The organism is Leifsonia naganoensis (assembly GCF_013410615.1).
Classification (GTDB): domain Bacteria; phylum Actinomycetota; class Actinomycetes; order Actinomycetales; family Microbacteriaceae; genus Leifsonia; species Leifsonia aquatica.
In genome coordinates, this window is the sequence record NZ_JACCHJ010000001.1 from 2,217,796 (window position 1) to 2,244,369 (window position 26,574).

Sequence of the window (26,574 nt, forward strand, 5' to 3'; positions counted from 1 at the left end):
CTGCCAGGGACCGGTCGTGCGGGCGAGACCCGCGTCCGCCTACGCCGCGATCCCATTCCACCCCCGAACGGGTGGCAGATCTGAGAGAACTCACATAAAGTCTCCCCTACGCACGTCACCGCGGTCGTGTGGAAGGGAGCAATCGTGAGCGATCCATCCTGGACCCAAGTGGTCAAGACCGTCGAGCCTGAGCAGCCCGAGCTCAAGCGGGCGCTCGGGCCCGGTCTGCTGCTGCTGTTCATCGTCGGCGACATCCTCGGCACCGGCGTCTACGCCCTCACCGGCCAGGTGGCGGCGGAGGTGGGAGGCGCGGCCTGGCTGCCCTTCCTGCTGGCGTTCGCGGTCGCCACCGTGACCGCCTTCTCGTATCTGGAACTGGTGACCAAGTACCCGCAGGCCGCGGGCGCCGCGCTCTACACGCACAAGGCGTTCGGTGTCCACTTCTTCACCTTCATCGTGTGTTTCATCGTCATGACGTCGGGCATCACGTCGGCGTCGACCGCGTCCCGCGCGTTCGCGGTGAACCTCACCGTGGGCTTCGGCATCCCGGACGAGAACCTCACGACATTGCTGATCGCGCTCGCCTTCATCGTGCTCATCATGCTGGTGAACCTGCGCGGGGTGACGGAGAGCGTGTGGCTGAACGTTGTCCTCACCCTCGTGGAGCTCTCCGGTCTGCTGCTCGTGATCTTCATCGGCATGTGGGCGATCGCCGGCGGCAACGCGGACTGGTCGCGCGTCGTGGCGTTCGAGACGCCGGAGGACAAAGGCGTGCTGCTGGCGGTGAGCACGGCGACCTCGCTGGCGTTCTTCGCCATGGTCGGCTTCGAGGACTCGGTGAACATGGCGGAGGAGACCAAGGAGCCGAGCCGTATCTTCCCGAAGATGATGCTGAGCGGGCTGGGCATCGCCGCCGTCATCTACGTGCTGGTGTCGATCACGGTCGTCGCGCTGGTCCCGATCGGTCAGCTCGCCGGCAGCGAGACGCCGCTGGTCACGGCGGTCGAGGCGGCCGCCCCGGGCTTCCCGATCAACGACCTCCTGCCGTTCATCTCGATGTTCGCCGTCGCCAACACGGCGCTCATCAACATGATGATGGCGAGCCGCCTGCTCTACGGCATGGCGAAGCAGGGTGTGCTGCCGCCGTTCCTGGCGAAGGTCTCGCAGAAGCGGCGCACGCCGTGGACCGCCATCCTCTTCACGTCGGCGCTCGCGGTGGCCCTCATCATCTACGTCTCGCTCGATCCGAAGGGCTCGATCGTCGCGCTGCTCGGTGGGACGACCTCCCTGCTGCTGCTCGCCGTGTTCGCGGTCGTCAACGTGGCGGTGCTCGTCCTGCGCAAGCAGCCCGTCGACCACAAGCACTTCCGCTCGCCGACGGTGCTGCCGATCATCGGCGGCCTGACCTGTCTCTACCTGGTGTTCCCGTGGACGTCGGGGCGCCCGGTCGGCCAGTACACGATCGCCCTCGGGCTGCTCGCGATCGGGATCCTGCTGTGGATCGTCGAGCGGATCTACTCTCGGATGGCGAAGCGCCGGGCTGTCCAGGAACGGGTCGACTCGCAGCGCTGACGCAGAGAACGGCGCCGGTGCGAAGTCGCACCGGCGCCGTTCCGACGTTCTGCGTCGAGGGCGGTCAGACCGTCTTGCCGCGGTCGACCTCGCCGCGCCAGGAACCGGACTCGGTGCCCTGCGACTCGATGAACTCCTTGAAGTTCTCGAGGTCCTTCTTGACGGCGTGGTCGTCGAGGCCGAATACGGCACCGATCTTCTCCAGCGCGTCGGACGGCGCCCACTCCAGCTGGACAGTCACCTTGGTCTCGGTGTCGGACAGCCGGTGGAACGTGACGACGCCCGCGTGCTCGGTGTCGCCGGCGACGGACTTCCACGCCACGCGCTCGTCCGGGAGCTGCTCGGTGATGACGGTGTCGAACTGACGCTCGGCGCCGCCGATCTTCACCCGCCAGTGGTTGGTGGTGTCGTCCACCTGGCGGATCTCCTCGACCTCGTCGAGGAAGTGCGGGAAGGACTCGAACTGGGTCCACTGGTTGTATGCGGTCGAGACCGGGACGTTCACGTCGATGGACTTGGTCACTGCAGCCATTGCTGCTCCTTTCGCTGCCTTCTGGTTTCCCGTCGAACGGTAGGCCGGGCAGCGGTCAGGTACAGGGCCTGGACTTCACAGGTGGTTGGTGCGACGCGACGCCGCGCGCAGGCTCAGGCCCAGCGGCGGTTCGCCCAGCGCTCGAACAGGCCGACGAGGGAGTCCGTCGCCTTACCGAGCACGGCGAGCAGGATGATCGCCAGGAAGAGCCGGTCGGTGCGGCCGTTGTTCTGCGAGTCGCTCAGCAGGAAGCCGAGGCCCATGGAGGAGGCGATGAGCTCGGCCGCCACCAGGAACAGCCACGCCTGGGCGAGCGCGAGTCGCAGGCCGGAGATGACCGAGGGCAGCACGGCGGGCAGCTGGATCGTCGTGAACAGGCGCGCGCCGTTCAGCCCGAAGGCTCGCCCCGCCTCCACGAGGTGCCGGTCGACGTGCTTGAGGGAGGCCGCGACCGTCGTGTAGACGGGGAAGAAGGCGCCGATCGCGATCAGGATGATCTTGGAGTCCTCGCCGATCTTGAACCAGAGGATCAGCAGCGGCACCCAGGCGAGCGAGGGGACGGCGCGCACGGCCGCGAGGGTGGAGCTGAACAGGATGTCCGCGAGGCGTGAGAGCCCGACCACGGCGCCCAGCACCAGGCCGAGCGCCGCGCCGCAGGCGAAGCCGATCAGGACGCGCTGCGTCGAGATCGCGATGTAGAGCCCGAGCAGCCCGCGCTGGGCGAGGTCGATCGCCGCGTTCCAGACCATGGCCGGGGACGGCAGCTGCGCGGACGTGAACGCACCGGAGGTGCTGGCGACCTGCCAGACCACCAGGATGATCGCCGGCAGGGCGAGCCCGCCCGTGATCCGCACCCAGCGCCGGGAGAGGAACGGCGTGCGTGCTGCGAGCGCGCCCTGCCGATTCACCTCGACGCTGGCGGACTCGGCCGCTCGGGGCCTCTCGCCCGCGACGGACGTGCCGGAGACGCTGGTCGCCAGACGCGGGCCGTCGCCCTCCGGTGCGTTCTGATACGACATGGCCGGGTCAGCCTCCGATGGCGCTCGGGTCCGCCTTCTTCGCGAAGGTCGGGTCGAGCAGGCTCTTGAGCGCCGCGTCGATGTTCGACTGCGAGGCGACGTCGCCGGTCTGGACGAAGATCGGGCCGACCTTCTTGAGCACCTTCAGCTGCGCGTCGCCGGGGATCGGCGAGACGTCGAGGTTGGTGCGCTCGGTGATGACGGTCGTGGCGACCGGGAGGGAGATGCTGGCGGCGTCGGCGAGGATCTGCGACGTCTCGTCCGGGTGCTTCAGCGCCCAGGCGCGGGCGTACTCGTAGGTGTTCACGACGGTCTGCGCCACATCGGGCTTGCTCGAGACGAAGGACTCCGTCGCGTTGAGGAACCCGTAGGTGTTGAAGGCGACGTTGCGGTAGATCAGCTTCGCGCCGGAGGCCTGCGCGTTGGCCATGATCGGGTCGAGACCGGCCCAGGCGTCGACCGAGCCGTTCTGCAGTGCGGCCCAGCCGTCGGCGTGCTGGAGGTTCTGGATGGTGACGTCGTCGGCCGAGAGCCCGTTGGCCTCCAGCGCCTGCAGGAGGAAGAAGTAGGGGTCGGTGCCCTTGGTCGCGGCGACCTGCTTGCCCTTGAGCTCCTTCACATCGGTGATGGTGGAGTTCGGGCCGACCACGAGGGCGGACCACTCGGGCTGCGAGAAGATGTCGATCGTCTTGATCTCGGAGCCGTTCGAGCGCGCGAGCAGCGCTGCCGAGCCGGCGGTCGAGCCGACGTCGATCGCGCCGGAGCGCAGCGCCTCGTTGGCCTTGTTGGAGCCGGCCGACTGCACCCAGTTGACTGTGATGTCCTGCTTGGCGAGGGCCTTCTCGAGCCAGCCCTCCTTCTTGATCACCAGGCTCAGCGGGTTGTAGGTGGCGAAGTCGATGTTGAGCGTTCCGCCCTTCGTGACGGTGCCCGGGGTGCTGCTCGCGGCGGCGCCCGAAGCCGAGCCCTCTCCGGCGACGCAGCCCGTGAGCAGCAGGGTCGCCGCTGCGGCGGCGGCCGCGAGGGCGGTGACGATCGTGGGTGTGCGGCGCATGGGGCCTCCTGGTCCGTGGCTCTGTCGAGCCGTGCTGTGTGGGTGCGGTGCGGTTGTGCCGGTGGTGCGGGTGGAGCTGAGTCGAGCCTCCCGTGCGGTGCTGTTCCGCGGGGTGGGATCGCCCGATCGGTGGAATCAGACCAGGGAGGTCTCGGCTGTGGACGACATTCGGCCGCCGGTCGTCACCGAGCCCGAGCCCGAGCCCGCGTGCGCGTTCCCGTGCCGGTCGATGCCGAGCCCGTCGAGGAGGTCGGCGCGCAGCGCCGCGAGCTCGGCCGAGGCCCGGTCGCGCGGCCGTGCGCCGGGCACGGTCGTGACGCTGCGGATGGTCGCGCCGACGCGTCCCTCCTCGGCGCCGAGCAGGATGATGCGGTCGGCGAGCTGCAGCGCCTCGTCCACGTCGTGGGTGACGAGCAGGATCGTCGTCGGGGCCGCGGCGTGCACGTCGACGAGCAGGTCCTGCATCTTCAGGCGGGTCAGCGCGTCGAGGGCGCCGAACGGCTCGTCGAGCAGCAGGACGCCCGGGTTGCGGGCCAGGGCACGAGCGAGGGAGGCGCGCTGCGCCATGCCGCCGGAGACCTCGCGCGGACGCAGCGTGGCGGAGGCGGAGAGTCCGACGAGGTCGAGCAGCCGGGCGACGCGCTCGCGGCCGGCGGCCCGGTCGATACCGCGCGGGAGGCCGAGGGTGACGTTGTCGGCCAGGGAGCGCCAGGGCAGCAGCCGCGGCTCCTGGAAGCCGACGGCGCAGCGGGGGTCGACGCCCGCGACCGGCGAACCGTCGATCAGCGCCGCACCCGCGGTGGGCTGGTCCAGGCCACCCGCGATGCGCAGCAACGTGGACTTGCCGCAGCCGCTCGCACCGAGGATGGCGACGACCTCGCCGGCCTCGACCCGGAGGGAGACATCGCGCAGTACGGGCCGCACGTCGCCCGCGTGGCCGCGGCGCTGAGGGGCCGCGAAGGCGCGACCGACTCCGGCGAACTCGACGGGGTAGGCGGACGATGTCTCGGACATGGTGCTCCGACGCTACCGAAGCCCCCGTCGGCGCGCCCGCGCGACGAAACGTGGCGTAACGAAAGCTTGCCCGCCGGCCCGCGGAGTCTCTGCGGGCGAGCCGTGCGGCGTCAGCCGAAGATCATCGGCCGGTCTTCGTCCTCGTCGTCGCTCGGGGCGTCCGTGAGGTCGACCAGCACCGGCACGTGGTCGCTCGGGGCGTCGCCCTTGCGCTCGTTGCGGTGGATGGAGGCTCCCGCGACCCGGTCGGCGAACGCCTCCGACCCCATGATGAAGTCGATCCGGAGACCCTCGTTGCGCGGGAACCGCAGCTGCTTGTAGTCCCAGTAGGTGTAACCCTCGGGCACGAGCGGTCGCACGACGTCGGTGAGTCCCGCCGCCTCGAACGCGGCGAACGCCGTGCGCTCCGGGGGAGAGATGTGCGTGGAGACGCCCGGGATGAGGCTCGGGTCGCCGACGTCCGAGTCGAGCGGGGCCACGTTCCAGTCGCCCATCAGGGCGAGCGGGAGGTGCGGGTTCTCGGCGAGCCACCGGCGCGTGTCCTGCGCCAGCGTCGCCAGCCAGTCGAGCTTGTAGTGGTAGTGCGGGTCGTCCAGCGCGCGGCCGTTCGGCACGTACAGGCTCCAGAGCCGCACGCCGTCGACGGTCGCCCCGATCGCGCGCGCCTCCTTCGGCAGATCCGGGCCCTCATGGCCCTTCAGGAATCCGGGCATGTCCGGGAAGCCGATCTGCACGTCCTCGATCGGCAACCGGCTCGCGATGGCGACGCCGTTCCACTGGTTGAGACCGTGCAGCACGACCTCGTAGCCCGCGTCCTCGAACGGTCCGTAGGGGAACTGCTCGGGCTTGCACTTGATCTCCTGCATGGCCAGCACATCCACGTCTTCGCGGACCAGCCAGTCCACCACTCGGCCGACTCGGGTGCGGATGGAGTTCACGTTCCAGGTGGCGACACGCATGCACCGATCGTATCGGGGGTCCCGCCCCCATAGAATCGGGACGTGACCGACGCACGACAGCAGCTCATCGACTACATCTCGGCCGACGCCGTCTTCCACGGGGACTTCACGCTCACGAGCGGAAAGAAGGCCACGTACTACGTCGACCTGCGCAAGGTCAGCCTCGACCACCGGGTCGCCCCGCTGATCGGCCAGGTCATGCTCGACCTCATCGCCGACATCCCCGACGTCTCCGCGGTGGGCGGGATGACGATGGGCGCCGACCCGGTCGCCGCCGCCATCCTGCACCAGGGCGCCGCACGCGGTGCAGGCTATGACGCGTTCGTCGTGCGCAAGGAGCCGAAGGACCACGGCCGCGGCAAGCAGGTCGAAGGCCCCGACCTGGCCGGCAAGCGCGTCATCGTGCTGGAGGACACCTCCACCACGGGTGGCTCGCCGCTCAAGGCCGTCGAGGCGCTGAAGAAGGTGGGCGCCGAGATCGCCGCCGTCGCCGTCGTCGTCGACCGTGACACCGGTGCGCGCGAGGTCATCGAGGCCGCCGGATACCCGTACTACGCTGCGATCGGCCTGAAGGATCTGGGGCTGGCCTAGTGGCCGACCACCGCGACCCGGCGAACGGAGACGGCGACGCCGACGCGTCGCCGGACGCCGCTGCGCCCGGAGCGGATGAGCCCGAGTTCGGCAGCCCCGAGTGGCTGTTCCGCGAGCTGGGCACGCAGCCGGAGGTCGTCGAGCCGGAGGAACCGGAGCCCGCGCCCCTGTCTCGACGTGCGCGTCGCAGCGCCGCCGCTGAGCCGGTGGAGCCCGTGGGATCGGACGAGGACGCCGAAGGGACCGGTCCCCAGCCGGAGCCGACGGCCTCGGGGCCGGCGCCCTTCACCTGGAACCTGACCCCCGGAGCCGGCGAGGACCCGCTCGTGGTGAACACGACGGCGAAGCCCGTCGAGCCCGGCGTCCCGCTGGTGCCCGCGGTGCCGGTGGAGGCTGCGGAGCCGGTTGCTCCCGTGGAGCCGGTTGCTCCCGTGGAGCCCGCGGCGGTCGAGCCGGAGCCGTCCCTGCCCGAGCCCCCGCGGTACACGGCACCGGAACCGGCAGCACCGGTGGTGCCCGTGCTCCCCGAGCCGCCGACCGTTACGCCGCCGGTCGCTTCGGCGCCCGTCGAGCCGGAATCCTCCGTTGCTCCCGAACCCGTTGCTCCCGAAGCGCCCGTTGCTCCCGAACCGGCCGCGCCGTCGCCGGCGCTCGCCGAGCCGCCGAGCTTCCTCGCCTCGCTGCGGATGCCCAAGCCTCCCGAGTGGGACGAGCCCGTCCAGTCCCCGGAGACGGCCACGCCGGCCGTCCCCGACTCGCAGCGCGCCGACGACGAGCGGGAGGCCGGTGCTGCGGCCGAGGCCACCCCCGCGTCGGAGGAGCCGCAGAGTCACGGACTCGCCGCTCTCCTCGGCTACGGCGCGCCCAGCCCGGACGCTCCGGCCTCCCGGTCGGTGATCGGCGACACGACCGGGATCATCCCCATCGTCCCCGGATCGCTCACGCCGCCCGCGCCGACCGTGCTCCCGCCCGCGACGGTGCTGCCCGCGGCAACCCCGCCTCCCGTCGCCGCGCAGCCTCCTCTCACCAAGCAGCCCCCGGTCGCCCCGCCACCGGTGGTGCCGCCCGCGTTCGCGGCGCCGACGCTGCCGGCCGAGCCGGTGCTTCCGCCTCCGCACGCGGCCGAGCTGTTCGAGCCCGCGGCCGAGCAGGCACCCGCGCCCGAGCCCGACAGCGCCGGGGTGCCGACGACCAAGCTCGACACCGCCGAGATGGCGGCGCTGCTCGCGGCGCGCGTCGGAGACCCGGATCCGCTCGCTCCCGTCGAGCCCGTCGAGCCCGTCGAGGTGGCGCCCGTCGCCGTCGCGCCCGAGCCGACCACGGTGCTGCCGATCGTCGAGCCCGAGCCGGCCGAGCCCGAGCCGGCCGAGCTCGAGCCGGCCACGCCCGAGCCCGTCGAAGCCGAAGCCGCGGGCGCCGAACCGCTCGAAGCGGAGGCCGAGCCCGACGACGGCATCGCCGCGCTCTTCGGCGACGTGGCGGAGCCCGAGCCCGACCTCGAGCCGGAGCCGGACGCCGCCCTCGCGGAGGAACCCGCCGCCGGTGATCGGCCCTCCGACGCCGACACCATCCTCTTCCCCGACCTGGCCGCCGCGGAGCCCAGCGCGGCGATGGAAGGCCCGCAGTTCACCGAGCCCTTCACCGCCCCGCTGACCGGTCCGCTGACCGTCCCCGAGGAGACGCTGCCGGCACCGGTCTTCGCCGCGGACCCCACCGTGGCGATCCCCTCCGCCGAGACCCCGCCGATCGCGCCCGCTCCGATCGCACCGGCGGGCGGACCCACGGCCCCGGGCGTCTCGGGAGGCGGCCCCGGCGACACCACGGGCGCCGCACCGCCGGAGCGCCCGCGCAATCCGCGCAACAACCGCATCCTCTTCATCGTGGCGGGCGCGCTCGCTGTGGTCCTCGTCCTGATCGGCCTTTTCGCGCTCGGGACGCGTCTGCCGTCCCTCTTCGGCTCGGCGGCGGCGACCCCGAAGGCCTCCGGATCATCCACGCCGTCCGCGACGCCCACGCCGACCCCCACCCCGACCCCGACGGTCACTCCGAAGCCGGGGGCTCCGGCCGCGGCCGGCGTCGCAGCGTGGGATGCGCTGGGCGGCGGCGAGTGCATCGAGCCGTACACGACGCCCTGGGCCGAATCGTTTACGGTGGTCGACTGCGCGGCGCCGCACACCGCGCAGATGGTCTACACCGGCATCCTCAACCCGGACATCGCGGCCGCCTACCCCGGCGCCGACGCACTGGGTCAGCAGATCAACGGCCTGTGCACCGCGCCCGGCGTGATCGATTTGAACGCCGCCGCGGCGTACACCGGCCTGCAGGTGCAGGGCACGTTCCCGGCGACCGAGGAGCAGTGGAAGGACGGGCAGCGCTCGTACTACTGCTTCGCCACGCGCTCGACGGGTGAGCCGATGACGTCGTCCGTGGCCGGTCCGGGCCCGACGGGCTGACCTACGCGGACCAGTCGGCCTCGTAGCGCGCGAGCGCCGAGGCCGGGTTGAGCGCGCGTGCCGAGGCGAGCAGGTCGTCCGCCTCGTCGTGACCGGGCATGGTCACGTTGACCACGACCGCGTCGCGCTCGGCGCCCGTGCCGAAGAAGCCCTCCGCGTCGAGATCGGCGAGTGCGCCGGTGATCGTCTCGAACAGGGCCTCGTTGACGGCGCGCGGGCGGTCGTACGGGTTGCCGAACGCGTCGAACAGGCGCTCCACCTCGGCGAAGCCCTTGTCGCCGAAGAGGTCGAACGGCGAGTCGTTCTCGGCCCAGCGCAGCTCCTCCACGGTCACGGGCATCCCCTGCGTGCGGTAGTCGGTGACGACCCGCGCCTGCCCCTCCACCGAGATCGCTGTCGGCGCCGGCCGGTGGGCGAGCGGCGTCGTCCACAGCCCGAAGTAGTAGAACGACTCGGGATGCTCGCGGCGCAGATCCGTCCACGCTGCGCGAGCGGCCTCCCGGATGGCGGCGCGAACGCGGCCATACGACGCAGGGTGGTGCTCGAGGGTCACGCCGTCAGAGGTCCGATTCCACGGGCTCGGGCGCGAGCAGCTCCCGCACGCCGCTGAGGATCTCGTCGGGGCGGAACGGGTAGCGGTCGATCTCGGCCTGGTCGCTGATGCCGGTGAGCACCAGGATGGTGTGCAGGCCCGCCTCGATGCCCGCGACGACGTCGGTGTCCATCCGGTCGCCGATCATCGCCGTGTTCTCGGAGTGGGCGCCGATGCGGTTGAGCGCCGAGCGGAACATCATCGGGTTGGGCTTGCCGACGACGTAGGGCTCCATGCCGCCGGTCGCCTTGGTGATCATGGCGGTCACGGCGCCCGTGGCCGGGAGCGGGCCCTCGGCGCTCGGGCCGGTCGCGTCGGGGTTGGTCGAGATGAAGCGGGCGCCGGCGCCGATGAGGCGCACGGCCTTCGTGATGGCGTCGAACGAGTAGCTGCGGGTCTCGCCGACCACGACGTAGTCGGGGTTCGTGTCCGTCATGATGAAGCCCGCCTCGTGGAGCGCGGTGGTGAGTCCGGCCTCGCCGATGACGTAGGCGCTGCCGCCGGGCTTCTGCGACTTGAGGAAGTCGGCGGTGGCGAGGGCGGAGGTCCAGATCGACTCCTCCGGCACGTCCAGGCCCGAGGCGCGGAGCCGGGCGGCGAGGTCGCGCGGGGTGTAGATGGAGTTGTTCGTCAGCACGAGGAACGGAGTGCCGTTGTCGCGCCACTGCTGGATCAGATCCGAGGCGCCGGGCAGCGCCTGGTTCTCATGGACGAGCACGCCGTCCATGTCGGTGAGCCAGCATTCGATCTCGTCGCGTCGCGCCACGCAAACCCCTTCCGATGGAGACTGGACGCCACCAGCTTAGAGGGCGGGCGGCTACGCTGGCTGGGTGGATCACCCGGGACCGTCGCACGAGCTCACCACCCACGGCGTCGGGCCCTGGCCGGGCGAGTGGCCGGAGGGCGACCACTACGACCCCGAGCTGCTGCGCCAGGGCGACACCCGCAACGTGATCGACCGCTACCGCTACTGGCGGATGGAGGCGATCGTCGCCGACCTCGACGAGCACCGGCACCCGTTCCACGTCGCCATCGAGAACTGGCAGCACGACATGAACATCGGGTCGATCGTGCGCAGCGCGAACGCGTTCGCCGCCGACACCGTGCACATCATCGGGCGCCGCCGGTGGAACAAGCGCGGCGCGATGGTGACCGATCGCTACCAGCACGTCGTGCACCACGAGGATGTGGAGGCGTTCGTCGCGTGGTCTCGGGAGGCCGGCCTCCCGATCATCGCGGTGGACAACGTCCCCGGGTCGGTGCTCATCGAGACCTTCGCCCTCCCGCGGGAGTGCGTGCTGCTGTTCGGGCAGGAGGGGCCGGGGCTCTCGCAGCCGGCGATCGACGCCGCCGATGCCGTGATCGAGATCTCGCAGTTCGGCTCGACGCGCTCGATCAACGCCTCCGCCGCAGCCGCAGTCGCGATGCACGCGTGGGTGCTGCAGCACGTGCGCTTCTGACCCGCTCCACCCTCCCGAGATTTGGCACAAATGTCGACTTCGGCATCGGCATTCGCGACATTTGGCACAAATCGCGCCACCGGGTCAGCGGCTCACGGGGGTCAGCGGGCGACGGGGGTCAGCGGTTCTCGCGGCGCCAGACGACCTTGAGGCCGGACCAATCCGTCGAGAGGGCGGCGACCTTCACATCCACGAGCCCGCGGTCGAGGGCGGCGTCGCGCAGGAGGTTCTCGTCGATGTCGCTCACGTGGCCGGCGGCTTTGCGCGGCCAGGCCGCCCACAGCATCCCGTCGGGCCGGATGCGGGCGGCGATCGCGTCGAGCTCGCCCAGGTACTCGGCCGCCTCGCGGTAAAACGCCAGCACCAGGGTGGCCGGGCCGTCGTCGCCGGGGTCGAGCCAATCGATCGGGTCGGGAGCACCGGGCTCGTCGAGCGGGATGCGCCAGCCGGGGTCGGCGTGCAGCAGCTGCGCGCGCATCCCGGGCTTCAGTCCGAGCTTCTTCCACAGCGGCGTGCCGGAGTACCCGGCCGGAGTGGTCACTACTCTCCGCGCCAGCCCGACGTCTCGGCGATGCGCGTGACGTCGGCCGCGTCGAGCTCGTAGACGGTCTCGCCGTCGTCGGGCGCCGGCACGGTGACGATGAGGGCGCGCACGGGCTCGTCGTCCGGGAGATCGACGAGCGCGAAGCCGGAGCCGCGCACGGCCCGCTCGCCCGGCGCCGGCCAGAGCACGTCGGTGGTGTTCGCCACCGCGGGAGCGACGACCAGCGGGATGTACCCGGGGTCGGTCTCGGTGACCAGCGCGTGGTGGTAGTGCCCGGCGAGGATGGCGCGCACGTCACCCTCCCGGCATGCCTCCAGCAGCGGCTCGGGGTCGACCAGCCGCAGTGACTCGAAGAGCCCGGTCGTGGGAGGCGTCGGGGGATGGTGCAGCACGACGACGGTGCCGTGGTCGGCCGACTCGGACAGGATCTCCCGCAGCCGGTCGAGGCGCTCCTCGCCGACCTCACCGTAGCCGGCGCCGGCGACGGTGGAGTCGACGGTCACGATCCGCAGGCCGCGCACCTCGACGACGCGCTCGCGCTCGCCGAGGACCTCCTCGAACGGCTCCGGGAGGTCGTGGTTGCCCATCGCATAGACGACCTGCGCCCCGCGCTCGGCGGCCCACGGCTCCAGCAGTCCGGAGAGGAGGCGGTACGACTCCGCCGAGCCGTCCTCCGACAGGTCGCCGGACACGACGACCGCATCCAGGGCCCCCAGCGAGGACGCCCGCTCCAGCACACGCTCGAGCGCCGCACGGGTGTCGACGAGGTCGTAGTGGCGTCGGCCGTCGCCGAACAGGTGGGTGTCGCTGAGGTGCAGGATGCGGTGGGAGGCGGTCACGCGCCGAGCCTAGCGCGCACCGGTGACGGCGCCTCCCACCCCACCGGGCCTAACCGATCAGCGACGGCCGCAGGTCCCGCAGGGTGCGGAAGTGCGTCATCCGCGTCACCCCGATCGCCGAGACCAGCAGTGCGATCAGCAGCCACAGCCCGAGCACGCCCGCGTCCGCCCAGGCGGTGGCGGGGTTGCCGCCGTACATGAGCTGGCGGATCCCGTCGACCGCGTACGACATCGGCAGCACATGGTGCAGGGCGGCCAACGGGCCCGGCAATGTCTGCCAGGGGAAGGTGCCGCCCGCGGTCACGAGCTGGAGCACCATCAGCACCAGGCCGAGGAACTGCCCCACACTGCCCAGCCAGACGTTCAGCGCCAGGATGATGGCGGCGAACGTCAGAGACGCCAACGCCATGAGCCCGTACATCCCGACCGGATTCTCGATCCGGAAGCCGAGGGCACCCGCCACGATCGCGAACAGCCCGACCATCTGGATGGCGCCGAGCAGCCCCGGCGTGAGCCAGCCCGCCAGGGTGATCTTGACGGGCGAGTGCAGCGCCGTGATCGCGCGGCGCGAGACGGGCTTCACGATGAGGAACAGCGCGTAGATGCCGATCCAGCCGGCTAGGGCGACGAAGAAGGGCGCGAGGCCCGCGCCGTACGTGCCGGCGGAGGTGATGCTGTCGTTCTTCAGGTTGACCGGATCGGAGATCGTCGACGCCTGCTTCTTCTGCAGCTCGGGGGAGTTGTCGGGGATCTGCTTCACGCCGTCCTGGAGGCCGTTGCTCAGGGTCGTCGTGCCGTCGTGGAGCGTGGTGAGGCCGTCGCGCAGCTGTGCTGCGCCGCTGGCCGCGGTGCCCGCCCCGCTGGCGAGCTGGGTCGCACCGGCCTGGGCCTGCGCCGATCCGCTGGCGACCTGCGCCGCGCCTCCCGCGACCTGGTCCGCGCCCGCGGAGAGCTGGTTGACCTGCCCGACCGCGTTCTGGATCTGGCTGTTGCCCGACTGCACCTTGCCGTCGATGTCGCCGATCGCGGCCTGGACCTGGGCGATGATGGCCGGGTCCACGTTGTCGGCCTGCAGCTGGGCGATCAGCTTCTGACCGACGGCGGGTGCGTCCGCCGCCAACTGCGCCGCGACCTGCCCCGCCTCGGTCGCTTTGCCCGCGAGCTCCTTGTTGCCGGAGGCGACCTGCGCCGCCCCGTCGCTCACCTGCTGGGCGCCCGACGCGAGCTGCCCCAGCGAGCTCGCCAGGGTCTGCGACCCGCTCGCGAGCTGGGCCGTGCCGTCGGCGAGGGAGGATGCCCCCGACTGGGCCGTGGCGCTGCCGTCGACCAGCTGGTTCGCGCCGTCCGCGGCCTTCACCAGGTTGGAGCGGATGTCGGAGAGGCCCAGGAGGAACTGCGCCGCGGCCTCCTGGTTGACCTGCTTGACGATGGAGGTGCGGATCTTCTCCGCCGCCTGGGTGCCGATCGTCGACGCCAGGTAGCTGTTGGTGTCGTTGGTCGTGAGCGTCACGATCGCGCGGTGCGGGCTGTCGCCCGACGCCGACGCGAGCGCCGACGAGAAGTCGGACGGGAAGGTGATGCTGAAGTCGTACTTCGAGTCGTCGACGCCGCTCGCCGCGGATCCCGACTTCACCCGGTGCCAGTCGAACGAGCCGTCCTCGATCAGCTGGTCGGCCACCTGGTCGCCGTAGTTGATGTCCTTGCCGTCGACCGTGGTGCCGGTGTCGTCGACGACGATCGCGGCGGGGATCTTGTCGAGGTTCGCGTACGGGTTCTGGTTGGCCCACAGGTACAGGCCGCCGTAGAGCACGGGCACGGCCATGAGGGCGATGAGCGCCACGATGGCCATCGGGTTGGCGGTCAGGCGGCGGAACTCCGCCGCGATCATCTGCGGGATCTTCATGCGTTCTCCACGATCAGGTCGGGAAGGTCATCGGTGTCGTCGCGGCCCGGGTCCTCGTCGAAGGTCGCGGGGGCGGAAGCGGTCTCGTCGAGTCGCGAGACGAGGGAGGCGGCGGCGATCGCCGCGGCGGAGGCGTCGCCGGCCACGACGAGCACGGCGATGCCGCGCCCCGCCAGCTCGCGGGCGAACGTCCACCATTCGGTCGGGTCTCCGCCGTGCCGGTCGGGGGAGACGATGACGAGACCGTCGACGCCTTTCCGCATCAAGGCGAGTTCGGCGAGCAGCCGGATGCGCACGGTCGGCGGCACCGTGCCGATGTCCCAGCGCGCGTACTCCGACGCGTCCAGTTCGCTGAGGCGCTTGTTGACGGCGATCGGGTGGGAGGCGCGGCCGGCGAACATGAGCTCCTCGGCCACGATCCCGGCGACCGTCACATCGGCGGCGGGCTCGCACACGTCGGGCGCGTCGATGAGGGCGATGCGCCGGCGCATGGCGCGGTAGTCGGTGGCGCCGTCGATCGTGACGACCCCGGCGTCCGGGCGCATCCGGCCCGAGGCGATCAGACCGAGCACGGTCGGGCGCTGCTCGGTCTCGGCGCGCGCGAGCACGGCCTGACCGTTCGCGAAGGCGACGCTGGTCGGCGGCAGGGCGGCGTTGCGCGGGCCCTTCGCGACCGAGTCGAGGGCGATCTTCATCGGTTCTTCTCCGGGGTGGATGCGGGTGCGGGTGTGGATGCGAGTGCGGGTTCGGGGGTGAAGGCGAGTTCGGGCGTGCTGTCGATCAGCGCGTCGGCCTCCTGCCAGCCGAGGCCCGCCGCGCCGAGGCCGGCCAGCATGACCAGCCGGTGCCCGGCCGCGCGGGAGAATCCGGCACGCGTGGCCTCGTCGAGGACGGCGACGGCCGCGTTCTCGATCAGGCGGGTGACGGTCTCGCGGTCGAGGTCCGTGCGCACCTGGCCCGCGGCCATCCCGCGCTCGACCGTGGAGCGCAGGCGCTCGCGCGCCGGGTCGAGGGCGGTGGCCACCATCTGGCGGTGCGGGCCGCGCACGGCGAGGGCGGCGCTGACCCGGATGTGCTCGACCTCGGCCCAGAGCGTCGCGCCGAAGAGTGCGATCTCGACGCGGGCGTCGGGATGCGACACCGGGTCGAGCAGGGCGGCCAGCCGGGCGGCGCCGCGCGTGAAGACGTCGACGAGCAGGTCGTCCCGGTTGGCGAAGTGGCCGTACAGCGCGCGGCGGCTGAGGCCGGCGCGCGCGGCGATGGTCTCGAGGGAGGCGTCGATGTCCTCGTTCAGGGCCGCCGCGGCGGCGACGAGGAGGGCCTCCCGGTTCGCGGCGGCATCGCGTCGCGGAGCACGGGCGGGGGAGGCGGTCATGCGACGATCTTACGCTTCTTGCACACCGCTGTGCAACTTAGTGCGGCGCCCGCGCCCGAGGTTCACGTCGTGAACTTCGGCGGACCGACAGCCTCAGGCCGCGCGGGAGTGCGCGGGCGGCGGAGCCGGAGGGGGCGGTGGCGTGAGCGGAGCGCTCGGGCGCGACCGGGGGGCGAGATCGGCGAGCCGGACCGACCGACGCGCGGCGACCGCGGCGAACAGCAGCGCGAGCGCACCCACCGCGCAGAGCAGAAGCAGCCCGACGACTCCCCACGCGCCTCCCGCGTCGCCGGACGCAATCGCGCGCAGCCCCGACAGCGCGGGGGCGGTCGGCATGGCCGCGGCGAGGGAGGCCACCGCCGGCGGCACCGTGGACGACATCCCGGACACCAGAGCCAACAGGCCGACGACGAGCGCGAGCAGCCGGCCGACGCCGCCGAACGCCGCGGCCAGCGCCTGGTTGATGAGGCAGAAGACCGCGCCGACGAGCGCGCCGACGAGGGCGAGTTCGAGCCACACGTCGGGCCGGAGGCCGAGCCACAGCTGCGCGAGCGCGGCGGCGAGCACACCCTCCCCGGCGCCGACGAGCGCCGTGACCCCGGCCGCCCGGAGCGTGATCGTCAGCGAGGGCGTCGTGGTCATCAGCTCCCGGTCGGGCACCGCTCGCCGTGCGTACGCGGTGGCCATGGCGCCGACCCAGAGCGCCAGCACCAGGAACAGCGGCACGGTTGCGACCCCCGCCGGCGGCGCCTTCTGCGTCGCGACGACGGGCTGGGCGACGACCGCCGTCAGCGTGGCGATGTCCGAGGGCGAGTAGGTCGGGATGTCGGTCACCGCCGTGGTGAGACCGCTGCTCAGCTGCTGCGCGCCCGCGTCCACCTGAGCGGCGCCCGCTGCCGAGGAGGCGGCGCCGCTGCTGAGGGAGGCCGCTCCGCTGCTGGTCTGCGCCGTCCCGGACGCCAGCTGCGCGGCCCCGGTGGCGGACTGATCGATGCCGTCGACGACCTGGGGCAGGGCTGCGGCGAGCTGCTGGTTGCCCGAGGCGACGCCGTCGGCGACGGTGGCGAGCGTCCCGACGTCGGCGTTCGCCTGCTGCAGCGTGGTGAGCGCGTCGGTCACCGCCGCGCATCCGGGCCCGGGGCACACCTGTGCCTGCGCCTGGGCGAGGGAGGCCGTGGCGGCCGACACCTTCGCGGCCGCGGCATCCGTCGCCCCGGCGACAGCGGTCGCGCCGCGTGCGAGCTGCGCGGACTGCGCGGGCAGCGACGCCGTCTGATCGCTCAAGACCGAGAGCCCGGAGGCGAGGGACTGCGCGCCGGCATCGACCGACTGCGCGCCGGTCGCGAGGCTGGCGGCCCCCGCGGCGAGTTGCTGCGTGCCCTGTGCCAGCGTGTCGGCTCCGCTCGCCAGGCTCGTCGCCCCGGAGGCCGCGCCGCCGATCTGCGTGTTGATGGTGTTGAACCCCTGGTAGACGTTGCCGAGGTACTGCACGGTGAGCTGCCGCCCGAGCGCGGCGGTCGCCGTCTGCGTGATCGCGGCCGTGAGCGCCGGATCGAGCAGGGCGACGGCGGCCCCGGTCCGCACCGTGATCGACGCCTGCTTCGCCTGTGCGGCCGGACCCGAGAACGAGAGGGCGTTCGCAGAGAAGGAGGAGGGGATCGTCACCACCGCGGCGTACCGCCCGCTGGTCAGGCCGTCGCCGGCCTCCGCGTCGTTCGTGAGCACCCAGTCGAAGTTCTGCGGATCCGCGGCGGGCGGCGCCTCGGCCGGGACGGGCGTCGGGCTGGAATTCGGCGTGCCGGTGGGCGCGGGTGTGCCGGTCGGTGCGGGCGTCCCCGTCGACGTCGACCCGTCTCCCGAGACCGTCGCTGATCCTCCGCTCATCAGCGCCGCGGCGAACTGCCGTCCGAGTGGGACGGTCTGCCCGTTCACCGTGACGGGGGTGTCGTCGTTGACGATGGCGGCGGTGACACGGTCCAGGTTCTGCCCGGGCGCCCAGAGGGCCCAGGCCAGCACGCCCGCGACGATCAGGGGCACCAGGGCGAGGCCGGTGAGCGTGAGCGGCGCGAGTCGTTCGGCGCCCGCTCGGGCCGAGAAGGGGGTGCGTCTCATGGCTGGGGCTCCGGTTCCGTGAGGAGGGTGGAGGTGGTGACGTGCCGCACCGCGCCGAGCGGGACCAGCCCGTCGAGGTCGGCATCGAGGCCGCCGCCGAGCACGATGGTGAGTGGCTCCCCGGCGTCGCGCGCGTCCGTCCACGCGCGGTCGAGGGCGACGGCGAGTTCAGCGCGCGCCTGCGCGCACGCGGTCCGGTCGGCGCCGTCGACGACCAGGATGCGCGGGTCGCCGCGCAGCGCGACGCGCACCGCCGCGATCGGATCGGCACCATCGCCGACCCGGGCCACGCCGACCCGAGCACGAACCGCACTCCGACGGACGGGGAGCAGCATCCCGGCGACCTTGAGCCGTCCGCCGGACACCGGTCCGCGGCCGGCGAGACCGTAGAGGGCGGCGCCGACCGCGGTGGCATCGGCCTCCCGGATCACCAGCACGTCCCCGGCCGGCACCATCGCATCCACCGTTGCGAGCGTGTGTTCGTGGCCGCCCATCTGCGCACCTTCCGCCGCGATGGCGATGCGGTCGCCGGGCTCCGGCCAGTCGGCGGCGTCGAGCTCGCGCTGCAGCGCCTCCCCCTCGATGTCGAAGTGCGGGAGGGCGCGGTCCAGCCAGCGCGGCATCCACCAGGCCGCGCGCCCGAACAGCACGAGCACGGCCGGGATGAGCGTCATGCGCACGATAAAGGCGTCGACCACCACGCCGACCGCGAGACCCACGGCGATGGGCTGGATCGACGCGTCGCCTTCCGGGATGAATGCGGCGAAGACGGCGAACATGATCGCGGCGGCCGCCGTCACGACGCGCGCAGAACCGGCGAACCCGCCGTGCACCGCCTCGCGCGGCGCCGCCCCGCGCACGTGCTCCTCCCGCATCCGGCTGGCGAGGAACACCTCGTAGTCCATCGCGAGCCCGAAGAGCACGCCCATCAGGATGATCGGCATGAAGCTGATCACCGAGCCGACGTGGGCGATGTGCAGCGGGCCGGCCAGCCAGCCGCTCATGAAGATCAGGCTCGACACCCCGAAGGCGGCGCCGATGCTGAGCAGGTAGCCGAGCGCGGCCGTCACCGGCACCACGATCGAGCGGAACACCATCGCCAGCAGCACGAGCGAGAGCCCGACCACGAGCAGCGCGAACGGCAGGAGCGCGCCGGCGAGCTGTGCCGAGATGTCGATGCCGGCTGCGGTGTAGCCGGTGACGGCGAGATCGATGCCGTATTCGCGCTCGAAGTGATCGTGCATCGAGCGGAGACTGGCCACCAGGGCTTGGGTCTGCTCCGAGTCCGGCGCGCCCGTCGGCACCACCTGGGCGATGCCCGTGTCGCCGTCGGGGTTCGGCGTGGCGAGCGGGACGGCCGCGACCCCCGGCACCGTGCGCAGCTCGGCAGCGAGGTCGTTCATCAGGCCGACCGGGTCCGAGCTGCCGATGACGGAGCCCGTGACGATCAAGGGTCCGTTGTAGCCCGGGCCGAAGTGGTCGGCGACCAGGTCGTAGGTGATGCGGGCGGGCTCCTGCTCGTCGAGCGACCCGGCGTCGGGAAGGGAGAGCCGCAGCGACGCGGCGGGGAGGGTCGCCAACCCGAGCAGCACGACGACGCCGAGCACCGTGACGAGCGGCCACCGGGTGATCGCGCGCACCCAGCCGAGGGCGACGGGATGCTCGGACCGCGGGCGTCGCGGTGCGGCCGCGCGCTTCACCGCTCGACTCGCGGCCCGCTTCGACGGCTGCACCGGCTCCCGGCGGTACCGCCGCGCCACCACCCTCATCCCGCCGAACCCGAGCAGCGCCGGCGTGAGGGTCGTCGACAGCAGCACGGCGATCGCGACACCGAGGGCCGCCGCCACGCCCATCGTCGTCAGGAACGGGATGCCGGCCACCGCGAGTCCGAGCAGCGCGATGATCACCGTGACCGCCGCGAACACGACCGCGGAGCCGGCCGTGGCGACGGCGCGCGCCGCGGACTCCTCCGGCGGCATCCCGTGCTTCACCTGCTCCTGGTGCCGGGAGATGATGAACAGCGCGTAGTCGATCCCCACTGCCAGGCCGAGCATGAGCGCCAGCAGCGGCGTGGTGGAGGCGATGGTGAGCCAGTGCGTGGCCGCGAAGATCAGCGAGAGCGAGATGAGCGAGCCGAGCAGGGCCGTGACGAGCGGCATCCCTGCCGCGACCACCGACGCGAACGTGAACAGCAGCACCACGAAGGCGATCAGGATGCCGACCAGCTCGGTCACGCTGATCCCCGCCGCCGACTGCGAGAACACCTGACCGCCCACCGCGACCTGCGAGCCCGACGGCAGCTGCTTCAGGAGGTCCTTCCCGGCCTGCTGCAGCGCATCCATCGTCGACGGCTCGACCGCCGTCTGCGCGACCGAGAGCTGGATGGGCACGAGCGCCGCCGACCCATCGGAGCTGAGGTTCCCGCTCGACGGTCCCGAGTAGGGGGAGGAGGCGCTCGTGACCTGCGGGATCCGCCCGATCGCAGTCACCGACTGTTCGACCGCGGACTGGAACGCGGAGTCGTCGACACTCCCGCCCGGCGGCGCGACGGCGATCAGCTGGGCCGACGCGCCGCTCACCTGGGGGAAGGTCCGGGCGAGCGCGTCGAGCGCCTCCTGCGATTCGGTCCCCGGGATGCTGAACGTGTTATCCGTTCCGTGGCTGAGCAGCGCGCCGCCCGCGCCGATCAGCACCGCGACCAGCAGCCACAGGGCGAGGACCCTCCGGCGCCGCCGGAAGGCGATCCGGCCCAGCGCGTACAGGAAGGACGCCACGGCGCCAATGTAGAACTTTCCTCAGCTCTTCGGCAACGGCCCGCGCATGAACGCCCCGGACCGCCCCCTCACACGGGTCGCGATAGGATCGAGTGCAGCGGTCGTCCGTGTGACGCACCGGTGCGCCCATCCATCGAGAGGACGTGGACAGTGCCCGCGATCGTGATCATCGGAGCCCAGTGGGGCGACGAAGGCAAAGGCAAAGCGACCGACCTCCTCGGCAGCCGCATCGACTACGTGGTCAAGTTCAACGGCGGCAACAACGCCGGGCACACGGTCGTCGTCGGCAACGAGAAGTACGCGCTCCACCTGCTTCCGTCGGGGATCCTGACCGAGGGTGTGACCCCGGTCATCGCCAACGGCGTCGTCGTCGACATCGAGGTGCTCTTCGAGGAGCTGGACGGCCTGATCGCCCGCGGCGTGGACGTCTCGCGCCTCAAGGTCTCGTCCAACGCGCACGTGATCACGCAGTACCACCGCACCATCGACAAGGTGACCGAGCGCTTCCTGGGCAAGCGCCAGATCGGCACCACCGGTCGCGGCATCGGCCCGACCTACGCCGACAAGATCAACCGCGTCGGCATCCGCATCCAGGACCTCTTCGACGAGAACATCCTGCGCCAGAAGGTCGAGGGCGCCCTCGACCAGAAGAACCACCTCCTGGTCAAGGTCTACAACCGCCGCGCGATCTCGGTCGACGAGATCGTCGAGCAGCTGCTGAGCTACGCCGAGCGCCTGCGTCCGATGGTCGTAGACTCCTCGCTGCTGCTGCACCGCGCGCTCGAGGACGGCAAGTACGTGCTCTTCGAGGGCGGCCAGGCGACCATGCTCGACGTGGACCACGGCACCTACCCCTTCGTCACGTCCTCCAGCTCGACGTCGGGAGGCGCGGCCATCGGCTCCGGCATCGGCCCGAACCGCATCGACCGCGTCATCGGCATCGTCAAGGCGTACACGACCCGTGTCGGCGCCGGCCCGTTCCCGACCGAGCTGTTCGACGAGTGGGGCGAGTTCCTGCGCGAGCGCGGCTTCGAGTTCGGCACCACCACGGGCCGTCCGCGCCGCACCGGCTGGTACGACGCCCCCGTCGCCCGGTACACCGCGCGCATCAACGGCGTCACCGACTTCGTGCTGACCAAGCTCGACACCCTCACGGGCATCGAGCGCATCCCGGTCTGCGTCGCCTACGACGTGGACGGTGTGCGGATGGACGAGGTCCCGGCGTCGCAGAGCGACTTCCACCACGCTCTGCCGATCTACGAGGAGTTCCCCGGCTGGACCGAGGACATCAGCGGCGCGCGCACGTTCGACGACCTGCCCAAGAACGCCCAGGACTACGTGCTCACTCTCGAGCGCATGTCCGGTGCGCGCATCTCGGCGATCGGCGTGGGCCCGGCCCGCGACGAGATCGTCGTGCGCCACGACCTCGTCGACTGAGCCGAGCCGGCACGAGGTTCACGTCGTGGCGCTCATCGAGGTGCGAATAGCCGCCACGACGTGAACTTCGCCGTCAGAACCAGGTGCTGAGGCGCGGCGGCACGGCCGTGCGGAACAGCCCGTCGAGCGCGGTCACGTCGCCCTCGATCTTGCCGGCCACACCGAGGGCGAGCGCGAAGGCGTTGCCCAGGTAGACGCTGCCGAGCGACGCGACCGGCAGGGTCACGTCGGGGGCGTCCTCGGTCGGCGTCACGGTCGCGACCCCTTCCGTCACGGACAGCCGGAAGCGACCTCCCGCCAGGCCGAGGTCGTCGGTCACGTCGAGCACCAGCTCGCCGTCGCGCTCGTAGCGGCGAGCCGCGAGGGCGGCGGGGACGTCCAGGATGCGCACCCACAGGTGGTCGCGGACGCCCGCCACCGCCGCGCCGCGCACGTCCGACACGAGCGCGGGCAGCGGCTCGTCGATCCCGCGGAGCCCCGCCCGCACCTCGGCGACGAGGTCGAGTTCCAGCAGGAAGCGCCACAGAGCGGTGAGGGCCTCGTCGGTCGTCGCGGCGAGGTAGTTGACCTCGACCACGTGCCGGACGAAGTCGTCGTGCCCCTTCACCACGAAGCTGACGAACCCCTCCGGCTCGCCCGCCGGGGAGTCGTAGCGCACCAAGCGGTAGCGCTCCGGGTTCTCGCTGCTCTTCGTCGGGCCGAACAGGCGGTCGGCCAGGTACGGCGAGAGACCGATCTCGCCCGCGCGTCCGGCCACGACGGCGTCGAGCACGGCGCGCGCGGTCTCCCGGTAGTCCTCGGGCTCGGTGAAGGAGAGCCGGCCGGTCGTCGGCCCGCCCGCCCAGCGCACCCGCTTGGTGTCCACCCGCCACTCGCTGGCGAACGTGGCGGGACCGAAGCCCCAGCGTCCGTAGATCACGGACTCGGAGACCGTGAGGATCGCCAGCGGCAGCCCGTGCGCGTGCGCGGCGCGCAGTTCGCCCCCGAGCAGGGCGCGGGCGATACCGCGGCGCCGATGCGTCGGAGCGACGGTCACCGAGCTGATCGCCCAGCTGTCGGCGAGGGTGCCGCCCGGGACGGTCAGCGGTGCGACCCACGAGTTCACGGTGCCGACCGGCTCCCGCGACGGGAGGTCGTCGTCGTACACGGCGGTCGTGCGGCGGTCGGCGAGAGTCTCCCGCGCCTCCTGCAGCGCCTCCTTCGACGGCGCGCCGCTGTGGAATCCGCGCTGATCGGCCCGCAACCACTTGTCGAACGCTTCCGCATCGGTCGTGTCGACCAGCGCGAGCCGCATCCCCGCCTCCTCGATCTCATGGGCGGACTGCTCGTCGACGGGCGCGTTCTCGTAGCTCTGGTTCACCTCTCCACCGTACCCACCGGCCCTCCTCCGCCGCGAGGACGTGCGTGTGGAGCTTGGCGCAGCTCGGACGTTCGAATAGACTGGACACACACCCCCGGATACTTCGGTTACCGGTTAGAAGGCCCCAGGAGACTGGGGCCTTCGGAATTTAACCCCATGCCGGCGGTCGATGGAATCGCCCGGTGTCGTCCTCGAGAACGCGGGGAAACTGGCTCGCGGCGAGCGCCTCCGGAGTCACGTGCGACACGAAATCCGGGGACGTCTGCATCAGCTCCTTGGAGCCTCGCGACGACTCCATCGGAAAGATGATGCCGGTGGAGAAGCCGAGTTCGTGTTTCAGCATCCGTAGCGGGCCCGCCTGATCTGAATCGTTCGAGAGCAGCACGAAGATGTCGGCTTTTCGCAGAAAGGCATCGGCCACCATCCGTGAGGCGAGGTTGACGTCCGAGCCCTTCTCTTCGAGCTTCTTGACGGCCGTCGTCCGCCACTTGCCTGTGGCCGGATCGAGCTCGACGGGGTGAACGGGCATGTCCCGTTTATCGTTGCGGAAACTCCCGAAATGAAGCGAGATCTGCTGCGGACGCGTCCGAAGCGCCCGGAGATACATCTGCTGTCGCACCGGAGTCTGCGGATCGAATTGGATGCCGGGGCGAAGGTGGGCTGTGAAGTAGTCCACGTGCGTCACCGTGTGGTCCGGCATCAGCTGAGTAGCGAGCGCCCAGAGATCGAGCCATTTGTGCTCGGGATGAGACGACAGACAGCGGCGGTACAGATTGAATCCATCGACGTATACACGTGCGGTGGGTCTCGTCATGAAATATAACATTACCCGAGGGTCGATCCGTCGGAAGGATGACGCCGGGCGGTGAGGATGACGCCGTCGTCCGATGTGCGGCGCGCCGGCCGCGGCGAGCATGGAGGCATGAACGCATTCGTCCCCGCCCCTCCGGTGCTCAGCGCCTCCGGGCTCACCAAGACCTACGGCTCCGCCGCGGCGCTCGCCGGGGTGGATGTCGCCATCGCCCCGGGCGAGTCCGTCGCGATCATGGGCGCATCCGGCTCGGGCAAGACCACCCTCCTGCACTGCCTCGCGGGCATCGTCCGCCCCGACACGGGATCGGTCGTGCTGGCGACGGCGCACGGGCCGGTGGAGGTGACCGCGCTCGGGGAGGCCGAGCGGTCACGCCTGCGCCGGGAGGCGTTCGGCTTCGTCTTCCAGCAGGGCCTGCTGCTGCCCGAGCTCACCGCCGTCGAGAACGTCGCACTGCCGCTCATGCTGGCCGGGGCGCCGCGCGCGGCCGCCGAGCAGGACGCCGCCACCTGGCTGGCGGCCCTCGGTCTCGCCGGGATGGAGCAGCGGCGCATCGGCCAGCTCTCCGGTGGACAGGCGCAGCGCGTCGCCATCGCGCGCGCGCAGGTCGGGGGAGCATCCGTGGTCTTCGCGGACGAGCCGACCGGCGCCCTCGACTCGCGGACCTCCGCCGAGGTGATGGATGCGCTCATCGCCTCCACCACCGGCCGCGGTCGCAGCCTCGTCGTTGTCACTCACGACGACAGCGTGGCCGTCCGCTGCTCGCGCGTGCTCCGCCTGGCGGACGGGCGCATCGTCGACGAGGCCCGCACGCGGACGGAGGAGTCGCGATGACGACCCTCCGCCTCGCCTGGCTGTTCGCCCGTCGCGGGGCCGCTGACCGCTCCACCATCGCGCTCCCCGTGGTCGCGTTCGCGATCGTCACCACGCTGCTGCTCATCGTCGCGGGCGGCGCGCAGGCCTTCTTCTCGTGGACGGACGACTTCGCCCCGGTCTACCAGGGCCTCGCGGTCATCGCGCTCGCTCTGCTCGTCGTCCCGCTGATCGCCCTCGGGGGATCGGCCGCCCGCCTCTCGGCTCGACGGCGCGACGACCGTCTCGCCGGACTGCGCCTGCTCGGGGCGACACCCGGAACGGTCACCGCCCTCACGGTGATCGAGTCGACGATGCTCGCGGTGGCCGGTGCCCTCGTCGGCGTCGTGCTCTCGCTCGCCCTCGCGCCGCTGGTGGGGCTCATCCCGTTCCGCGGCGAGCCACTGGGGATGTCCATCCTGCTCGGTCCCGGCTGGATCGCGCTGGTCGTGCTCGGCGTCAGTGCGCTCGCGGCTCTCAGTGCCGTCATCGGCCTGCGCCGGGTGGTCCTCTCGCCGCTGGGAGTCCGCACGCGCCAGGACGCCCCGCGCACCCACTGGGTCCGGGTCGTCGTCGCGGTCGTCGTGATCGGAGTCGTCTACGGCGCGATGAGCGCGCTCGGTAGCTTCGGCGGAGTGGCGATCATCCTCGGCGTGCTGGGGGCCGGCTTCGGCGGAGCCGTCGCCGTGCTGAACCTCGTCGGGCCATGGGTGCTCCGGATGCTCGCCTCGCGCCAGGCGCGCCGCGCGCAGACACCGCGCCGCCTCCTCGCCGCCCGCACGATCCTCGAGTCGCCGAAGGCGGCCTGGCGGCAGGTCTCCGGCGTCGCGATGACCAGCTTCATGGCCGTCTTCGCCGGTGTCGGCATCGCGCTCCTCGGTGCGGTGGGGGACACCGACCCGCAGAGCGCGCAGCTCGTCGCCGACATCCGCACCGGCGTGCTGATCACCGTGATCGCGTCGTTCCTCATGGTCGCCTGCTCGGCGGGCGTCAACCAGGCGGCCGCCATCCTGGACCGCCGTGACCTCTACGTCAGCCTGGACCGGCTCGGGATGCCGGTGAGCGAGATGAACGGCGCCCGCGGCCGGGCCGTGCTCTCGCCGCTGCGCATCACCACGGTCGGCTCGGCGCTGGTCGCCGGTGTGGTCGTGTTCCCCCTGGCCGGGCTCAGCCTCATCCTCGCCCCGGCGAGCATCGCGGTGATCGTCGGCTGCCTGGCGGCCGGGATCGGGCTGGTCTGGCTCGCGCTGCTCGCGACCCGTCCGGTGCTGACGCGGGTGCTCGCGGAGCCGTCGCCCAGCCTCTGACCCGATAGGGTCGG

The 26,574-nt window shown here is 71.7% G+C and carries 23 protein-coding genes; 7 read left to right on the forward strand and 16 right to left on the reverse strand.

Annotated elements, in window-relative coordinates; translation table 11 throughout:
* Positions 1-144: 144 nt before the first annotated feature.
* A complete protein-coding gene (locus HNR14_RS10780) occupies positions 145-1,572 on the forward strand; it encodes an amino acid permease (protein ID WP_179701042.1) in 1,428 nt (475 codons plus the stop codon).
* Between the two features lie 64 nt (positions 1,573-1,636).
* Here HNR14_RS10780 and HNR14_RS10785 read toward each other — a convergent pair whose 3' ends face one another.
* The 5 genes from HNR14_RS10785 to HNR14_RS10805 all read right to left on the reverse strand — a co-directional run bounded on the left by HNR14_RS10785 (position 1,637) and on the right by HNR14_RS10805 (position 6,150).
* On the reverse strand, positions 1,637-2,104 hold the full coding sequence (locus HNR14_RS10785; RefSeq protein ID WP_021762627.1) for an SRPBCC family protein: 468 nt from the start codon (positions 2,102-2,104) through the stop codon (positions 1,637-1,639).
* A 113-nt stretch (positions 2,105-2,217) separates the two neighbouring features.
* A complete protein-coding gene (locus tag HNR14_RS10790; RefSeq protein WP_179701043.1) occupies positions 2,218-3,123 on the reverse strand; it encodes an ABC transporter permease in 906 nt (301 codons plus the stop codon).
* Positions 3,124-3,130: 7 nt separating this feature from the next.
* A complete protein-coding gene (locus tag HNR14_RS10795) occupies positions 3,131-4,177 on the reverse strand; it encodes an aliphatic sulfonate ABC transporter substrate-binding protein (protein WP_179701044.1) in 1,047 nt (348 codons plus the stop codon).
* Between the two features lie 135 nt (positions 4,178-4,312).
* Entirely contained in the window at positions 4,313-5,191 is an 879-nt protein-coding gene (locus HNR14_RS10800) for an ABC transporter ATP-binding protein (protein WP_179701045.1), read from the reverse strand.
* 110 nt (positions 5,192-5,301) lie between these two features.
* On the reverse strand, positions 5,302-6,150 hold the full coding sequence (locus tag HNR14_RS10805) for an exodeoxyribonuclease III (RefSeq protein ID WP_179701046.1): 849 nt from the start codon (positions 6,148-6,150) through the stop codon (positions 5,302-5,304).
* A 42-nt stretch (positions 6,151-6,192) separates the two neighbouring features.
* Between HNR14_RS10805 and pyrE the strand changes: the two genes are divergently transcribed.
* Positions 6,193-6,741 carry an orotate phosphoribosyltransferase gene (pyrE, locus tag HNR14_RS10810; RefSeq protein ID WP_021765089.1) on the forward strand — a complete coding sequence of 183 codons (549 nt, stop codon included), beginning with the start codon at positions 6,193-6,195 and terminating at the stop codon, positions 6,739-6,741.
* On the forward strand, positions 6,741-9,194 hold the full coding sequence (locus HNR14_RS21370; protein WP_179701047.1) for a septum formation family protein: 2,454 nt from the start codon (positions 6,741-6,743) through the stop codon (positions 9,192-9,194). Before pyrE ends, HNR14_RS21370 begins: the two co-directional genes overlap by 1 nt.
* Position 9,195: 1 nt before the next feature.
* Here HNR14_RS21370 and HNR14_RS10820 read toward each other — a convergent pair whose 3' ends face one another.
* Both HNR14_RS10820 and HNR14_RS10825 read right to left on the reverse strand, forming a co-directional pair.
* Positions 9,196-9,747 (reverse strand): DUF4303 domain-containing protein, encoded by a 552-nt coding sequence (locus tag HNR14_RS10820; protein ID WP_179701048.1) that lies wholly within the window; start codon positions 9,745-9,747, stop codon positions 9,196-9,198.
* 4 nt (positions 9,748-9,751) lie between these two features.
* The gene (locus HNR14_RS10825; protein ID WP_021765272.1) at positions 9,752-10,552 is read right to left on the reverse strand and encodes an HAD-IIA family hydrolase; all 801 of its coding nucleotides are present in this window, start codon (positions 10,550-10,552) and stop codon (positions 9,752-9,754) included.
* A gap of 64 nt (positions 10,553-10,616) precedes the next feature.
* Between HNR14_RS10825 and HNR14_RS10830 the strand changes: the two genes are divergently transcribed.
* Positions 10,617-11,246 carry a TrmH family RNA methyltransferase gene (locus tag HNR14_RS10830; protein WP_179701049.1) on the forward strand — a complete coding sequence of 210 codons (630 nt, stop codon included), beginning with the start codon at positions 10,617-10,619 and terminating at the stop codon, positions 11,244-11,246.
* Positions 11,247-11,364: 118 nt separating this feature from the next.
* Here the strand turns inward: HNR14_RS10830 and HNR14_RS10835 are convergent, their stop codons facing one another.
* From HNR14_RS10835 to HNR14_RS10865, 7 genes are all read right to left on the reverse strand, one after another.
* Positions 11,365-11,787, reverse strand: a complete 423-nt coding sequence (locus tag HNR14_RS10835) for a DUF3052 domain-containing protein (RefSeq protein ID WP_343064460.1) — start codon at positions 11,785-11,787, stop codon at positions 11,365-11,367.
* Positions 11,787-12,629 (reverse strand): metallophosphoesterase, encoded by an 843-nt coding sequence (locus HNR14_RS10840; protein WP_179701050.1) that lies wholly within the window; start codon positions 12,627-12,629, stop codon positions 11,787-11,789. Before HNR14_RS10840 ends, HNR14_RS10835 begins: the two co-directional genes overlap by 1 nt.
* Before the next feature lie 49 nt (positions 12,630-12,678).
* Positions 12,679-14,532, reverse strand: a complete 1,854-nt coding sequence (locus HNR14_RS10845; protein ID WP_179701051.1) for a YhgE/Pip domain-containing protein — start codon at positions 14,530-14,532, stop codon at positions 12,679-12,681.
* Positions 14,529-15,227 (reverse strand): hypothetical protein, encoded by a 699-nt coding sequence (locus HNR14_RS10850; protein WP_179701052.1) that lies wholly within the window; start codon positions 15,225-15,227, stop codon positions 14,529-14,531. The genes HNR14_RS10845 and HNR14_RS10850 overlap by 4 nt, the downstream gene beginning before the upstream one ends.
* Entirely contained in the window at positions 15,224-15,907 is a 684-nt protein-coding gene (locus HNR14_RS10855; RefSeq protein WP_179701053.1) for a TetR/AcrR family transcriptional regulator, read from the reverse strand. Before HNR14_RS10855 ends, HNR14_RS10850 begins: the two co-directional genes overlap by 4 nt.
* A 93-nt stretch (positions 15,908-16,000) precedes the next feature.
* Positions 16,001-18,019, reverse strand: coding sequence for a hypothetical protein (locus HNR14_RS10860; RefSeq protein ID WP_179701054.1), 2,019 nt, complete (start codon positions 18,017-18,019; stop codon positions 16,001-16,003).
* Positions 18,016-20,793 carry an MMPL family transporter gene (locus tag HNR14_RS10865; protein WP_179701055.1) on the reverse strand — a complete coding sequence of 926 codons (2,778 nt, stop codon included), beginning with the start codon at positions 20,791-20,793 and terminating at the stop codon, positions 18,016-18,018. The genes HNR14_RS10860 and HNR14_RS10865 overlap by 4 nt, the downstream gene beginning before the upstream one ends.
* Positions 20,794-20,943: 150 nt before the next feature.
* Here HNR14_RS10865 and HNR14_RS10870 point away from each other — a divergent pair, with 150 nt between their 5' ends.
* A complete protein-coding gene (locus tag HNR14_RS10870) occupies positions 20,944-22,230 on the forward strand; it encodes an adenylosuccinate synthase (RefSeq protein WP_179701056.1) in 1,287 nt (428 codons plus the stop codon).
* Between the two features lie 73 nt (positions 22,231-22,303).
* On the opposite strand, the gene HNR14_RS10875 is transcribed toward HNR14_RS10870, so the two are convergent.
* Positions 22,304-23,590 (reverse strand): GNAT family N-acetyltransferase, encoded by a 1,287-nt coding sequence (locus HNR14_RS10875; RefSeq protein WP_343064461.1) that lies wholly within the window; start codon positions 23,588-23,590, stop codon positions 22,304-22,306.
* Positions 23,591-23,738: 148 nt separating this feature from the next.
* The gene (locus HNR14_RS10880; RefSeq protein ID WP_179701057.1) at positions 23,739-24,404 is read right to left on the reverse strand and encodes an NYN domain-containing protein; all 666 of its coding nucleotides are present in this window, start codon (positions 24,402-24,404) and stop codon (positions 23,739-23,741) included.
* A gap of 108 nt (positions 24,405-24,512) precedes the next feature.
* On the opposite strand from HNR14_RS10880, the gene HNR14_RS10885 reads away from it, so the two are divergent.
* Together HNR14_RS10885 and HNR14_RS10890 are read left to right on the forward strand one after the other, a co-directional pair.
* Positions 24,513-25,235: an ABC transporter ATP-binding protein gene (locus HNR14_RS10885; RefSeq protein WP_179701058.1), complete on the forward strand. Its 723-nt coding sequence runs from the start codon at positions 24,513-24,515 to the stop codon at positions 25,233-25,235.
* The gene (locus tag HNR14_RS10890) at positions 25,232-26,560 is read left to right on the forward strand and encodes an FtsX-like permease family protein (protein ID WP_179701059.1); all 1,329 of its coding nucleotides are present in this window, start codon (positions 25,232-25,234) and stop codon (positions 26,558-26,560) included. The genes HNR14_RS10885 and HNR14_RS10890 overlap by 4 nt, the downstream gene beginning before the upstream one ends.
* The last annotated feature ends 14 nt before the right edge of the window (positions 26,561-26,574 follow it).

Coding starts and splice junctions, on each gene's coding strand:
- HNR14_RS10880 (WP_179701057.1), bottom strand. CDS start 24,404: ATGACGAGACCCACCGCACGTGTATACGTCGATGGATTCAATCTGTAC.
- HNR14_RS10800 (WP_179701045.1), bottom strand. CDS start 5,191: ATGTCCGAGACATCGTCCGCCTACCCCGTCGAGTTCGCCGGAGTCGGT.
- HNR14_RS10890 (WP_179701059.1), top strand. CDS start 25,232: ATGACGACCCTCCGCCTCGCCTGGCTGTTCGCCCGTCGCGGGGCCGCT.
- HNR14_RS10795 (WP_179701044.1), bottom strand. CDS start 4,177: ATGCGCCGCACACCCACGATCGTCACCGCCCTCGCGGCCGCCGCCGCA.
- HNR14_RS10785 (WP_021762627.1), bottom strand. CDS start 2,104: ATGGCTGCAGTGACCAAGTCCATCGACGTGAACGTCCCGGTCTCGACC.
- HNR14_RS10860 (WP_179701054.1), bottom strand. CDS start 18,019: ATGAGACGCACCCCCTTCTCGGCCCGAGCGGGCGCCGAACGACTCGCG.
- HNR14_RS10790 (WP_179701043.1), bottom strand. CDS start 3,123: ATGTCGTATCAGAACGCACCGGAGGGCGACGGCCCGCGTCTGGCGACC.
- HNR14_RS10805 (WP_179701046.1), bottom strand. CDS start 6,150: ATGCGTGTCGCCACCTGGAACGTGAACTCCATCCGCACCCGAGTCGGC.
- HNR14_RS10855 (WP_179701053.1), bottom strand. CDS start 15,907: ATGACCGCCTCCCCCGCCCGTGCTCCGCGACGCGATGCCGCCGCGAAC.
- HNR14_RS10845 (WP_179701051.1), bottom strand. CDS start 14,532: ATGAAGATCCCGCAGATGATCGCGGCGGAGTTCCGCCGCCTGACCGCC.
- HNR14_RS10850 (WP_179701052.1), bottom strand. CDS start 15,227: ATGAAGATCGCCCTCGACTCGGTCGCGAAGGGCCCGCGCAACGCCGCC.
- HNR14_RS10885 (WP_179701058.1), top strand. CDS start 24,513: ATGAACGCATTCGTCCCCGCCCCTCCGGTGCTCAGCGCCTCCGGGCTC.